Source organism: Streptomyces sp. NPDC026092 (assembly GCF_040638605.1).
Lineage (GTDB): Bacteria > Actinomycetota > Actinomycetes > Streptomycetales > Streptomycetaceae > Streptomyces.
Window position 1 is genome coordinate 188,189 of record NZ_JBEZYN010000015.1, and the last position, 13,502, is coordinate 201,690.

Annotated in this window: 11 protein-coding genes; 7 read left to right on the top strand and 4 right to left on the bottom strand. The window is 72.0% G+C overall.

The window, feature by feature from the left end:
* Positions 1 to 81: 81 nt before the first annotated feature.
* The 5 genes from AB0F56_RS24385 (at position 82) to AB0F56_RS24405 (ending at position 5,334) form a co-directional block, all read left to right on the top strand.
* Positions 82 to 771, top strand: coding sequence for a LuxR C-terminal-related transcriptional regulator (locus AB0F56_RS24385; RefSeq protein ID WP_362013248.1), 690 nt, complete (start codon positions 82 to 84; stop codon positions 769 to 771).
* 232 nt (positions 772 to 1,003) lie between these two features.
* Positions 1,004 to 2,047: a galactose-1-phosphate uridylyltransferase gene (gene galT, locus AB0F56_RS24390; protein ID WP_362013250.1), complete on the top strand. Its 1,044-nt coding sequence runs from the start codon at positions 1,004 to 1,006 to the stop codon at positions 2,045 to 2,047.
* Positions 2,044 to 3,024 carry a UDP-glucose 4-epimerase GalE gene (gene galE / locus AB0F56_RS24395; RefSeq protein WP_362013252.1) on the top strand — a complete coding sequence of 327 codons (981 nt, stop codon included), beginning with the start codon at positions 2,044 to 2,046 and terminating at the stop codon, positions 3,022 to 3,024. The genes galT and galE overlap by 4 nt, the downstream gene beginning before the upstream one ends.
* Positions 3,021 to 4,166 carry a galactokinase gene (galK, locus tag AB0F56_RS24400; RefSeq protein ID WP_362013254.1) on the top strand — a complete coding sequence of 382 codons (1,146 nt, stop codon included), beginning with the start codon at positions 3,021 to 3,023 and terminating at the stop codon, positions 4,164 to 4,166. Before galE ends, galK begins: the two co-directional genes overlap by 4 nt.
* A gap of 382 nt (positions 4,167 to 4,548) precedes the next feature.
* On the top strand, positions 4,549 to 5,334 hold the full coding sequence (locus tag AB0F56_RS24405; protein ID WP_362013256.1) for a response regulator transcription factor: 786 nt from the start codon (positions 4,549 to 4,551) through the stop codon (positions 5,332 to 5,334).
* On the opposite strand, the gene AB0F56_RS24410 is transcribed toward AB0F56_RS24405, so the two are convergent.
* Positions 5,293 to 5,790, bottom strand: coding sequence for a MarR family transcriptional regulator (locus tag AB0F56_RS24410; protein WP_362013257.1), 498 nt, complete (start codon positions 5,788 to 5,790; stop codon positions 5,293 to 5,295). The two genes, AB0F56_RS24405 and AB0F56_RS24410, sit on opposite strands and share 42 nt — an antisense overlap.
* Positions 5,791 to 5,921: 131 nt before the next feature.
* On the opposite strand from AB0F56_RS24410, the gene AB0F56_RS24415 reads away from it, so the two are divergent.
* Entirely contained in the window at positions 5,922 to 6,764 is an 843-nt protein-coding gene (locus AB0F56_RS24415; RefSeq protein WP_362013259.1) for a trans-aconitate 2-methyltransferase, read from the top strand.
* Positions 6,765 to 6,851: 87 nt separating this feature from the next.
* Here the strand turns inward: AB0F56_RS24415 and AB0F56_RS24420 are convergent, their stop codons facing one another.
* The 3 genes from AB0F56_RS24420 to AB0F56_RS24430 form a co-directional block, all read right to left on the bottom strand.
* On the bottom strand, positions 6,852 to 8,576 hold the full coding sequence (locus tag AB0F56_RS24420; RefSeq protein ID WP_362013260.1) for a VCBS repeat-containing protein: 1,725 nt from the start codon (positions 8,574 to 8,576) through the stop codon (positions 6,852 to 6,854).
* A 267-nt stretch (positions 8,577 to 8,843) separates the two neighbouring features.
* Positions 8,844 to 9,539 carry a TetR/AcrR family transcriptional regulator gene (locus AB0F56_RS24425; protein ID WP_362013262.1) on the bottom strand — a complete coding sequence of 232 codons (696 nt, stop codon included), beginning with the start codon at positions 9,537 to 9,539 and terminating at the stop codon, positions 8,844 to 8,846.
* Entirely contained in the window at positions 9,536 to 10,519 is a 984-nt protein-coding gene (locus AB0F56_RS24430) for a fatty acid desaturase (RefSeq protein WP_362013264.1), read from the bottom strand. The genes AB0F56_RS24425 and AB0F56_RS24430 overlap by 4 nt, the downstream gene beginning before the upstream one ends.
* A 224-nt stretch (positions 10,520 to 10,743) precedes the next feature.
* Here AB0F56_RS24430 and ppc point away from each other — a divergent pair, with 224 nt between their 5' ends.
* Positions 10,744 to 13,473, top strand: a complete 2,730-nt coding sequence (ppc, locus tag AB0F56_RS24435) for a phosphoenolpyruvate carboxylase (RefSeq protein ID WP_362013266.1) — start codon at positions 10,744 to 10,746, stop codon at positions 13,471 to 13,473.
* Positions 13,474 to 13,502: the final 29 nt, after the last annotated feature.

A 13,502-nucleotide genomic window follows, 5' to 3' on the forward strand; every position in this document is an offset into this window, starting at 1 on the left:
GGGACGAACGTGTAGTTTGCCGGGTCATCGGAGTGGCTGGGGCCGGGGGACGGCCTCAGGGGGGAACTAAGGGGTTGCTCGATGGGCGTGCGGCTCATGGTGGTCGACGACCACAGACTGCTCGCCGAGGCGCTCGCCTCGGCACTGAAACTGCGTGGGCACCGGGTGCTCGCGGCGGCCGCCCCGGTGGCGGGCGCGGCGGATCTCGTGGTGAGCCGGGCGCCCGAGGTGTGCCTGCTCGGCACGGCGGCCCCGGCCGAGCCGGGGACCTTCGACCCGATCGTCCGGATCAAGCGCGAGCGGCCGCAGGTGGCCGTGGTCGTGCTCGGCCCGGTGCCGTCGCCGCGCGGGATCGCGGCGGCCTTCGCGGCCGGCGCGTCGGGCTACGTACGGCACGACGAGCGCATCGAGGGCGTGGAGCGGGCGCTGATCAAGGCGCGGGCGGGGGAGGCGGCGGTGGCGCCGCAGCTCCTCCAGGGGGCCTTCACGGAGCTGCTCAACCCGTCGGCGCAGCCCGACGACGAGGGGCAGCGGCTGCTGCGGATGCTGACGCCGCGTGAGGTGGAGGTCCTGGTCAGGGTCGCGGAGGGCGAGGACACCCGGCTGATCGCGGCGGGCATGAGGATCGCGCCGAGCACGGCGCGCACGCACGTGCAGCGGGTGCTGATGAAGCTGGGGGTGGGCTCGCGCCTGGAGGCGGCGGCCCTGGCGGCGCGGACCGGGCTGCTCGACCGGGCGCCGGTGCCGGGGGCGCGGACCGAACACCCGTAAGGGCGCAGCGAACACCCGTAAGGGAGGGGCCGAACACCCGCAAGGGGGGAGTCGAACACCTGTAGGGGAGGACACCCGTAAGGGTGGAGCTCGGCCCGGACATCGGTGCGAAACGGTCGCCCCTCGTCTCCGACGGGGGTCGCTCGGCGTTGACTGACGATGTTCGATTGTGGTTCCTTGTGCGTGGTTCTGTTTGGTTCCCCGTTGTGGACACCGCGCTGAGGACATCGCCGTGAAGAAGACCGTCACCACCCTCGCCGACGGCCGCGAGCTCATCTACTACGACGCGCGGGACGACGCCGTCCGCGACGCCGTCGACACCCGGCCGCTCGACCCCGTCTCCTCCGCCTCCGAGATCCGGTACGACGCGCTCCTCGGGGACTCCGTCGCCGTCGCCTCGCACCGGCAGGGCCGGACCTACCACCCGCCGGCCGACGCCTGCCCGCTCTGCCCCTCCCGCGCCGGACGACCCACCGAGATCCCGGCCCCGGAGTACGAGGTCGCCGTCTTCGAGAACCGGTTCCCCTCGCTCTCCGGGAAGAACGGCCGGTGCGAGGTCGTCTGCTTCACCTCCGACCACGAGGCATCCTTCGCCGACCTCACCCCCGAGCGGGCCGCGCTCGTCCTGGAGGCCTGGACCGACCGGACCGCCGAACTCGCCGCGCTCCCCGGCGTGCGGCAGGTCTACTGCTTCGAGAACCGGGGCGCCGAGATCGGCGTCACCCTCGGCCACCCGCACGGCCAGATCTACGCCTTCCCGTACGTGACCCCCCGTACGGAGCTGATGCGGCGCCGGGCCGCCGAGCACCGGACCCGTACGGGACGGAACCTCTTCGACGACGTCGTCGCCCACGAGCGGGCCGACGGGGTGCGCGTGGTCCTGGAGAACGAGAACTGGATCGCCTTCGTCCCGTACGCCGCGCACTGGCCGTACGAGGTGCACCTGCACCCCACCCGCCGGGTGCCCGACCTGCCGGCGCTCGACGAGGCGGCCCGCACAGCCTTCCCACAGACGTATCTGGAACTCTTGAGGCGCTTCGACCGGATCTTCGGACCCGGCGAGCCGCCCACGCCGTACATCGCCGCCTGGCACCAGGCGCCGGTCGACGACGCGGACCGCGCGGAGTTCGGGCTGCACCTGGAGCTTTTCACCGTCAGGCGGGCACCCGGCAGACTGAAGTACCTCGCAGGCACCGAGTCCGGCATGGGCGCGTTCATGAACGACGTACCGCCGGAGACGGCGGCCGCACGACTCCGAGAGGTGGCAACGGCATGACGGCTGCGACAGCCAAGTACCTGGTGACCGGCGGCGCGGGCTACGTGGGGAGCACGGTCGCACGCCACCTGGTCGAGGCGGGCCACGAGGTGACCGTCCTCGACGACCTCTCCACCGGCTTCGCCGAAGGCGTCCCGGCCGGCGCCCGGTTCGTCGAGGGCCGCATCCAGGACGCCGCGAAGTGGCTCGACGGCTCCTACGACGGCGTCCTGCACTTCGCCGCCTTCTCCCAGGTCGGCGAGTCGGTCGCCAAGCCCGAGAAGTACTGGGAGAACAACGTCGGCGGCACGATGGCGCTGCTCGCCGCGATGCGCACGGCGGGCGTCCGCAAGCTCGTCTTCTCCTCCACGGCCGCCACCTACGGGGAGCCGAAGTCCGTCCCCATCACCGAGGCCGCGCCGACCGCCCCGACCAGCCCCTACGGGGCGTCCAAGCTGGCCGTCGACCACATGATCGGCGGCGAGTGCGCCGCCCACGGCCTCGCCGCGGTCTCGCTGCGGTACTTCAACGTGGCGGGCGCGTACGGGACGTGCGGGGAGCGCCACGACCCCGAGTCGCACCTCGTCCCGCTCGTCCTCGACGTCGCCCTGGGCCGCCGCGAGGCGATCAACGTGTACGGCGACGACTACCCGACCCCGGACGGCACCTGCGTCCGCGACTACATCCACGTCGCCGACCTCGCCGAGGCCCACCTCCTGGCCCTCGACGCCATGACCGGGGGCGAGCACCTGATCTGCAACCTCGGCAACGGCAACGGCTTCTCCGTGCGCGAGGTCGTCGAGACCGTCCGCAAGGTGACCGGGCACCCGGTCCCCGAGGTCATGGCCGCGCGCCGCCCCGGCGACCCGGCGGTGCTCGTCGCCTCGGCGGAGGCCGCGCGCGAGCGGCTCGGCTGGATTCCGTCCCGCCCGGACCTGGCGGACATCGTGCGGGACGCCTGGGCGTTCGCGAGAGAGCGGGAGTTGGGGCGCGGATGAGCGTGGCGGGCGAGTTCGAGGCGCTGTACGGGGCGGCGCCTGAGGGTGTCTGGGCCGCCCCCGGGCGGGTCAACCTGATCGGCGAGTACACCGACTTCAACGACGGCTTCGTGATGCCGCTGGCCCTGCCGCACACCGCCGTCGCCGCGGTCTCCCGGCGCGCCGACGGGGTGCTGCGGGTCCACTCGGCCGACGTCGAGGGCGGTGTCGTCCGGCTCGACGTGGCCGCGCTCGACCCGCGTACCGCCGCCGACGCCGGCTGGGCCGCCTACCCCGCCGGCGTCGTCTGGGCGCTGCGCGAGGCCGGGCACCCGGTCACCGGGGCGGACGTCCACCTCGCCTCCACCGTGCCGACCGGGGCGGGCCTGTCGTCCTCCGCCGCCCTGGAGGTCGTCACCGCGCTCGCCCTGAACGACCTCTTCGGCCTCGGGCTCTCCCGCCCCGAACTGGCCGTCCTCGCCCAGCGCGCGGAGAACGCCTTCGTCGGCGTCCCCTGTGGGGTGATGGACCAGATGGCGTCCGCGTGCGCCATCGAGGGCCACGCGCTCTTCCTGGACACCCGTGACCTCTCGTACCGCCAGGTCCCCTTCGACCTGGCCGCGCAGGGGCTGCGGCTCCTCGTCGTGGACACCCGGGTGAAGCACGCCCTCGGGGACGGCGCGTACGCGGAGCGGCGCGCCGGGTGCGAGGCGGGTGCGCGGGCGCTCGGTGTGCGCGCGCTGCGCGAAGTCCCGTACGTGCAACTGCCCGATTCCCTCGCGCGTTTGAGCGAGGAATCGGTTCGTCGCTATGTCCGGCACGTCGTTTCGGACAATCACCGGGTCGAGCGGACGATCGCCCTCCTCGACGCCGGGGACGCGGCGGCCGTCGGCCCCGTCCTCACCGAGGGCCACGCTTCCCTCCGGGACGATCTGCGGGTCTCCTGCCCCGAGTTGGACCTCGTGGTCGAGGCGGCGAACGCGGCCGGAGCGCTGGGCGCGCGGATGACGGGCGGCGGTTTCGGCGGCTCGGCGGTCGTTCTTGTGCCCGAGGAACGGGCGGAGTCCGTGGCGGCGGCGGTCGAGAAGGCCTTCGCCGGGGCGGGGTTCGCCGCGCCGGGGATCTTCCCGGCGGTCCCGTCGGCGGGCGCCCGCCGGGAGTGAGACCGCCGGCCGGACCATCCGCCGGACCGCCGCCCGGACCATCCGCCGGACCGCCGGCCGGACCATCTGAAGGACCTCCGGCCGGACCACCTGCCGGACCGCCTTCGGGACTGTCGTCTTCTGTCGCGTGCGTACGCGGGGATCGCACCCGTACCGACCGTGTTCGGTCAGTTCTCCCAATTGCCTTCCCCTGCCGCCCCCCACCCGTACTCTGAGCACAGCGCCGGTGGGGGCCGGCGTGCATCAGGGGGTAAGAGCCAGTCGGGTACGGCGCCCGGGACGGGGTAGCAGTCACTGCACGGCGGCGGCCGTGCGATCGACGGACCCCCGTCCCCGGCGCCGTACCCGCGCCGGTTCCGCTCCTCGACACTTGGGGGTGTCCGTGGCTCGCATCCGGGTCCTGGTGGTGGACGATCACCGCATCTTCGCCGAGTCGCTGGCCGCCGCGCTCGCGGCGGAGCCCGACGTCGACGTCTCCGCCGCGGGCAGCGGCCCTGCCGCGCTGCGCTGTCTCGACCGCTCGGTCGCGGAGTCGCGCCGGTACGACGTGATGCTGGTCGACGCCGACCTGGGCGCGGTCGCGGGCCCGACCGGCGCGCTGCCGGTCGCCCAGGCCGTACCGGACGGCGGCGACGGGGTCGTCGACGGCATCTCCCTGGTCGCCGGGGTCCGTTCGGTCCAGCCCGCCGTCCGTACGGTCGTGCTCGCCGAGAAGGACGACCCGCACCGGGCGGCGCTCGCGCTGCAGGCCGGGGCGTCGGGCTGGGTGGCCAAGGACTGCTCGCTCCAGCGGCTCCTGGCCGTGATCCGGGGCGTCCTGCGCGACGAGACGCATCTGCCGCCCGCCCTGCTCACCGGCGTCCTGCGGGAGCTGACGGCGGCCCGCAAGCACCGCACCGAGAGCGAGCAGCTGGTGGAGTCGCTGACCCCGCGCGAGCGCGAGGTGCTGCGCTGCATGGTGGCGGGCCTGGGCCGCAAGGCGGTCGCCGAGCGGCTGTTCCTCTCCCCGCACACCGTCCGTACGCACATGCAGAACGTGCTCGGGAAGCTGGGCGTGCACTCCACGCTCGCCGCCGTCGCGCTGGCCCGCCGGGCCGGGGTCGGGCCCGCCGAGCTGTCCGCCGACCTAGCCGGGGATGTTGTCGAACGGGGCGGTCAGCTGGCGTAGCAGCGCCGCCAGTTCGCCGCGCTCGCCGCGGGAGAGCTGGGCCAGGATGGCCCGCTCCTGGGCGAGCAGCCCGGCGAGCGCCTGGTCGGCCCGGTCGCGGCCCTCGGGGGTGAGCCGGACGAGGACCCCGCGCCGGTCGCTGGGGTCGGGGAGCCGCTCGACCAGGCCCTTCTTGGTGAGCCGGTCGATGCGGTTGGTCATGGTGCCCGAGGTGACCAGCGTCTGCGTGAGGAGCTGGCCGGGGGAGAGCTGGTACGGGGCCCCCGCGCGGCGCAGCGAGGTGAGGACGTCGAACTCCCAGGGCTCCAGCTGGTGCTCGGAGAAGGCGAGCCGACGGGCGCGGTCCAGGTGCCGGGCGAGCCGCGAGACGCGGCTGAGCACCTCGAGCGGTTCCACGTCGAGGTCCGGGCGCTCGCGGCGCCATGCAGCGACCAACCGGTCGACCTCGTCCTCCATGACGATCAGTGTAGAGGGTCTGTTGACATAAAGTCTCTTGACGTCAAGATATATTCGGATGGACTATGGGGAAGGACGGGGCCGGGACCTAGTTCCGCTTCGGCAGCTCGTTCCAGCAAGGGGGCTCGAACATGTATTCCGCACCATCCTCCGCGTCCACCGCGCCAACCTGGGATCCCCAGCAGTACCTGCGGCATTCCGGCCACCGCACACGTCCGTTTCTCGACCTGCTCTCCCGAATACCGCGACTTCCCACTGTCGCCACACCCGCCCGGATCGCCGACCTCGGCTGCGGCCCCGGCAATGTGACCGTCCTGCTCGCCGACCGCTGGCCCGACGCCCACATCACCGGTTTCGACCTCTCCCCGGACATGCTGGAACGGGCGGAGAAGGACTGGGCGGGCACCACGGCCGGGGGCGGCTGGCTCGACTTCCGCCCCGCCGACGCGGCGCACTGGACGCCCGACGAGCCCTACGACCTGATCGTCTCCAACGCCGCGCTGCAATGGGTCCCCAACCACCCGGAGTCCTTCGCTCCGTGGGTCGACGCCCTCAAGCCCGGCGGAACGTTCGCCTTCCAGGTCCCCGGCAACTTCACCGCGCCCAGCCACGCCCTGCTCGGTGAACTCTGCGACATGCCCCAGTGGCGATCCCGGCTCGACGGAGAGGGCCGCCGCTTCGTCCACATCCTCGAACCCGCCGACTACCTCCTGCGCCTCACCGAACTCGGCTGCGCGACCGAGGTCTGGGAGACCACCTACTCCCAGCTCCTCACCGGCGAGGACCCCGTCCTCGACTGGGTCAAGGGCACGGCCCTGCGCCCCGTCCTGACCGCTCTGGAGGGCGACAAGGAGGCGACGGACGCCTTCCTCACCCAGTACCGCGACCTCCTGCGCGCCGCCTACCCGCCGGGGCCGCACGGAACGGTCTTCCCGTTCCGCCGGATCTTCGCCCTGGCGACGAAGCCGGCGTGACAGGGGGACGGTTACCACGGTTAGCACGGCCGGACACACGAAGACGCCCCGCACCGGAGACCCGGTGCGGGGCGTCTTCTCTGCTGTTTAGTACACGCTGGTGTAGATCTGCCAGCCGGTGCCGATCTTGACCCGGGGGCCGAAGGAGGCCGCGCCGGACGGCGAGTAGCGCCACAGCTCGCCCGCCGCGTTGATGCCCAGCAGGTCGGCCTTGCCGTCGCCGGTGAGGTCACCGGGGGCCACGAGCTTGGTGTACGTGTTCCAGCCGGAGCCGATCTTCGCCTTCGCCATGAACGGCGCGGTGGCGGAGCCGGTGCCCCGGTACAGGAACAGATTGCCGGCACTGTCACGGGTCACGATGTCCGCCCGGCCGTCGCCCGAGTAGTCACCCGCGCCGACGATCTGGTTGAACGCGTTCCAGCCCGCACCGATCTTGATCCGGGTGGCCAGGTGGTCACCCGTGCCGCTGCCCTTGTACAGGTACAGGACACCCGACTTGTCACGGGCCAGCAGGTCGCCCTTGCCGTCACCGCTCAGGTCGCCGGGGCCGACCAGCAGGTTGTAGATGTTCCAGCCGGAGCCGAAGTCGTGCTCGATGAAGTTGTCGTACAGGTGGTTGTCGTAGATCTGCAGCAGCGTGGCCGCGCCGGAGTCGTTGAGCGAGGAGGCGAAGGCCAGGTTCGCCGGACCCCAGCCACCCTCGTTCCCGACCTGCTCGCGCGCGCTGAGGAGACCGGTGTTCAGCCCGCCGTACCACCAGATCAGGCCGGCCTTGTCCTTGCCGATCAGGGCCCGCTTGCCGAAGGCCGGGATGGCGCCGCTGCCGCCGAACTGGTCGACGTTGTCGAACGCGCCGGTGCCGGCGGTCTGCGCGCGGTCGCCCATGCGCCCGTTGCCGAGACCCGGGTACACCCAGAGCGCGCCGCTCAGGTCGCGCGCGAACAGCTCGGCGGCGCCGTCGCCGTTCAGGTCGTCCATGCCGATGAGCTGGTTGTAGATGTTCCAGCCGGAGCCGACCTCGATGCGCCCCTTGAACGGCGCGGTGGTGGAGCCGGTGGAGCCGTAGAACCACAGCTTGCCGTCGTAGGAGCGGCCGATGACGTCGCCCTTGCCGTCACCGTCGTTGTCACCGACACCCACGACCTGGTCGTAGATGTTCCAGCCGGTGCCCATCTTGGCGCGGGGGCCGAACGGCGCGGAGAGGTTGCCGGAGGCGAGGTAGAGGTACAGCTCGCCGTTGTGCTGGCGGCCGATCAGGTCCGCGCGGCCGTCGCCGTTGACGTCACCGGGCGAGAAGACCTTGTTGTAGATGGTCCAGCCGCCGCCCTGCCAGCGGTACGTGCCGGAGGTCGCCGTATCGGTCGAGTACAGGCGCAGCGTGCCGTACGGGGAGACGACGAGGACCTCGGGCTTGCCGTTGGCGTCCTGGTCGCCGATCGGGATCATGTCGTTCGCGGGCGCGGCGTTGCCGTCGCTGCTGAAGAACTCGCCGCCCTCGGCGGTCGACGGCGTCACGTAGGTGCCGCCGTCCCAGGCGCGGTAGATCAGCTCGCTCTTGCCGTCGCCGTCCGTGTCGAAGCGGACCGGCGAGACGCCCGCGGTCGTCGCCTGGCGGCCGAGGCGCGCGTTGCCCGCGTCGAGCTTCGACAGGTCGGGCTTCGCGGGCTGGGTGAAGGAGCGCTTGGGCTCCTTCACGGAGGGCCCGGGCCGCTCGTCGGCGGAGGCGGGCGGCGCCAGCAGCATGCCGGCGGAGAGGGCGAGCGCGGTGCAGGTCGCGACACGGCGCGCGCGCTTGGAGAAAGCGAGACGCAAGAGATCCCCCCCAGGGATCTAGAAAAATCGGCGGACCGGGGGTGGGGGTCCGCGGCGCCTCCGCGCGAACAGACTGGCGCGACGAAGGGCGAAACACCCCCCCGGATGTGCTCGGGAGCATACCTCCCATCGGTGACACCCGAGGAACGGGAATCCGTGCGGGGAGGGGCGGGCCCACGGCGAGCCGGGTGGCGCCCGGGACGCCCGCCGGCCTCCCGCCGTTGCCCGTCAGGGCCTGGCCCTGACGCCCCGGCCCCGTCGTACCCGTCAGTTCTTGCGATGCCCTATCAATCGGGGCTTCTGCTCCAGGCCGTCCAGGCCGTGCCACGCCAGGTTCACCAGGTGCGCCGCGACCTCCGCCTTCTTCGGCTTGCGGACGTCCAGCCACCACTGCCCCGTCAGCGCCACGCTCCCCACCAGCGCCTGCGCGTACAGCGGTGCCAGCTTCGGGTCGAAGCCGCGGGCCTTGAACTCCAGGCCCAGAATGTCCTCCACCTGCGTCGCGATGTCGCTGATCAGCGACGCGAACGTGCCCGTCGACTGCGCCACCGGCGAGTCGCGGACCAGGATCCGGAAGCCGTCCGTGTACCGCTCGATGTAGTCGAGGAGCGCGAACGCCGCCTGCTCCAGGAGCTCGCGCGGATGCCCCGCCGTCAGCGCCCCCGTCACCATGTCGAGCAGCTGCCGCATCTCCCGGTCGACCACGACCGCGTACAGCCCCTCCTTGCCGCCGAAGTGCTCGTACACCACCGGCTTGGACACCCCGGCCTTCGCCGCGATCTCCTCCACCGACGTGCCCTCGAAGCCCTTCGCGGCGAAGAGTGTCCGGCCGATGTCCAGCAGCTGCTCCCGGCGCTCCGCCCCCGTCATCCGCACCCGGCGGCCACGCCGGGGCTTGCTCTCGCTGCTTCCGGTTCCGCTGGTGCCGCTGGTACTGCCGTCGATCGCCACGTTCTCCATCATGCCGCGTCGACGGGCTCGCCCCGGCGCCGGGCTTCGATCCGGGAGGCGTTCGGCCACCGCACGTCGGAGGCCCAGCCGAGCTGCTCGAACCAGCGGATCAGCCGCGCGCTGGAGTCGACCTGCCCGCGCAGCACGCCGTGGCGCGCCGACGTCGGGTCCGCGTGGTGCAGGTTGTGCCAGGACTCGCCGCACGACAGGACGGCCAGCCACCACACGTTGCCCGAGCGGTCACGGGACTTGAAGGGGCGCTTGCCGACCGCGTGGCAGATCGAGTTGATCGACCACGTCACGTGGTGCAGCAGCGCGACCCGTACCAGCGACCCCCAGAAGAACGCGGTGAACGCGCCCCACCAGGACATCGTCACCAGACCGCCCACCAGCGGCGGGATGGCCAGGGACAGCATCGTCCAGTAGATGAAGTCGCGGGAGATCCGGCGGATCGCCGGGTCCTTGATCAGATCAGGGGCGTACTTCGCCTGCGGCGTGCGCTCCTCGTCGAACATCCAGCCGATGTGCGCCCACCACAGGCCCTTCATCAGCGCCGGCACCGTCTCGCCGAACCGCCACGGCGAGTGCGGGTCGCCCTCCGCGTCGGAGAACTTGTGGTGCTTGCGGTGGTCCGCCACCCACCGCACCAGCGGGCCCTCCACCGCGAGCGAGCCCATGACCGCCAGGGCGATCCGCAGCGGCCGCTTCGCCTTGAACGAGCCGTGCGTGAAGTACCGGTGGAAACCGATCGTGATGCCGTGGCAGCCGATGTAGTACATCGCCACCAGCAGGCCCAGGTCGAGCCAGCTCACGCCCCAGCCCCAGGCCAGCGGGACCGCCGCGAGCAGTGCCACGAACGGCACCGTGATGAAGAGCAGCAGAGCGATCTGCTCGATCGATCGCTTGCTGTCGCCGCCGAGCGTGGCGGAGGGCAGGTCGGTCTCGGAGGGGTCCTGGACGGTGGTTTCGAGCACCTCGGGACTGGAGGTCATGGGTGTCCCCTGGGGGGTGAGGGTGAGGGAAAGGAGCCGCGCCTACGGGACCGTAACCTACGGCGACGTAAGTATGGCAGCGCCGGGGCGCGCGGCAAGAGGGCACACGAGGGGCTAGATGGTGTCCAAGGGATGGACACCTATCCTGTGTGCGTCGGACAGCGCGGTCCGCAAGCCTCCAGTACCCCTCCAGATGTGCCCGAACACTGCAAGGAGCCGCACCTGTGAGCAGTGCCGACCAGACCCCCACCGCCAGCGCCGAGCTGCGTTCCGACATCCGCCGACTGGGCGACCTGCTCGGCGAGACGCTCGTCCGGCAGGAGGGCCGCGACCTTCTCGACCTCGTCGAGAAGGTCCGCCGGCTCACCCGCGAGGGCGGCGAGGCGGCCGCCGAGCTGCTGGGCGAGACCGACCTGGAGACCGCCACCAAGCTGGTGCGCGCCTTCTCCACCTACTTCCACCTGGCCAACGTCACCGAGCAGGTGCACCGAGGCCGTGAGATGCGCGAGAAGCGTGCCGCCGAGGGCGGCCTGCTCGCGCGCACCGCCGACATGCTGAAGGACGGCGACCCGGAGCACGTCCGTGCGACGGTACGGAACCTCAACGTGCGGCCGGTCTTCACCGCGCACCCCACCGAGGCCGCCCGCCGTTCGGTCCTCAACAAGCTCCGCCGGATCGCCGCCCTCCTGGAGACCCCGGTGATCGAGGCCGACCGGCGCCGTGTCGACCTGCGGCTCGCCGAGAACATCGACCTCATCTGGCAGACCGACGAGCTCCGGGTCGTCCGCCCCGAGCCCGCCGACGAGGCCCGCAACGCCATCTACTACCTCGACGAGCTGCACGCCGGCGCCGTCGGCGACGTTCTCGAGGACCTCGCCGCCGAGCTGGAGCGCGTCGGCATCGAGCTGCCCGCCGGCACCCGCCCGCTCACCTTCGGCACCTGGATCGGCGGCGACCGCGACGGCAACCCGAACGTGACCCCGCAGGTCACCTGGGACGTGCTGATCCTCCAGCACGAGCACGGCATCACCGACGCCCTCGAACTCGTCGACTACCTGCGCGGACTGCTCTCCAACTCGATCCGCTACACCGGCGCCACCGAGGAGCTCCTCACCTCCCTCCAGCGCGACCTGGAGCGCCTGCCGGAGATCAGCCCCCGCTACAAGCGCCTCAACGCCGAGGAGCCGTACCGCCTCAAGGCGACCTGCATCCGGCAGAAGCTCGTCAACACCCGCGAGCGGCTCGCCAAGGGCACCCCGCACCAGGAGGGCCGCGACTACCTCGGCACCGCCGAGCTCGTCCACGACCTCACCCTGATCCAGACCTCGCTGCGCGAGCACCGCGGCGGCCTCTTCGCCGACGGCCGGATGGACCGCACCATCCGCACCCTGTCCGCGTTCGGCCTCCAGCTCGCCACCATGGACGTCCGCGAGCACGCCGACGCCCACCACCACGCACTCGGCCAGCTCTTCGACCGGCTCGGCGAGGAGTCCTGGCGGTACGCGGACATGCCCCGCGACTACCGGCAGAAGCTGCTCGCCAAGGAGCTCCGCTCCCGCCGCCCGCTCGGCCCGACGCCCGCGCCGCTGGACGCCGCCGGACAGAAGACGCTCGGTGTCTTCGGCACCGTCAAGGAGGCGTTCGAGCGCTTCGGCCCCGAGGTCATCGAGTCGTACATCATCTCGATGTGCCAGGGCGCCGACGACGTCTTCGCCGCCACGGTCCTCGCCCGCGAGGCGGGCCTCATCGACCTGCACGCCGGCTGGGCCAAGATCGGCATCGTGCCGCTCCTGGAGACCACCGACGAGCTCAAGGCCGCCGACGTCATCCTCAACGACATGCTGGCCGACCCCTCGTACCGCCGCCTCGTCTCGCTCCGCGGCGACGTGCAGGAGGTCATGCTCGGCTACTCCGACTCCTCGAAGTTCGGCGGCATCACCACCAGCCAGTGGGAGATCCACCGCGCCCAGCGCCGCCTGCGCGACGTCGCCCACCGATACGGCGTACGCCTCCGCCTCTTCCACGGCCGCGGCGGCACCGTCGGCCGAGGCGGCGGCCCCTCGCACGACGCGATCCTCGCCCAGCCCTGGGGCACCCTGGAGGGCGAGATCAAGGTGACCGAGCAGGGCGAGGTCATCTCCGACAAGTACCTGATCCCGTCCCTGGCGCGGGAGAACCTGGAGCTGACGGTCGCGGCCACCCTCCAGGCCTCGGCCCTGCACACCGCGCCGCGCCAGTCCGACGAGGCCCTCGCCCGCTGGGACGCGGCCATGGACACCGCCTCCGAGGCCGCGCACGCCGCGTACCGCAGGCTGGTCGAGGACCCGGACCTGCCGACGTACTTCCTCGCCTCGACCCCCGTCGACCAGCTCGCCGACCTGCATCTCGGCTCGCGGCCCTCGCGCCGCCCGGGCTCGGGTGTCTCCCTCGACGGTCTGCGGGCCATCCCGTGGGTCTTCGGCTGGACGCAGTCCCGGCAGATCGTCCCCGGCTGGTTCGGCGTCGGCTCCGGTCTCAAGGCGCTGCGCGAGGCGGGCCTGGAGAGCGTCCTGGAGGAGATGCACGAGCGCTGGCATTTCTTCCGCAACTTCCTCTCCAACGTGGAGATGACGCTCGCCAAGACCGACCTGCGCATCGCCCAGCACTACGTGGACACGCTGGTGCCGGACGAGCTCAAGCACGTCTTCGACTCCATCAAGGCCGAGCACGACCTGACCGTGGCCGAGGTCCTGCGCATCACGGGCGGCCAGAAGCTCCTGGACTCCAACCCGGTCCTCCAGCAGACCTTCGCCATCCGCGACGCCTACCTGGACCCGATCTCCTACCTCCAGGTCGCCCTCCTGGCCCGCCAGCGGGCCGCCGCCGAGCGCGGCGAGGACCCGGACCCGCTGCTCGCCCGAGCCCTGCTCCTCACGGTCAACGGCGTCGCGGCGGGCCTGCGCAACACCGGCTGAGGCCTCAGGGCCCGTATGCGACAGTGCCC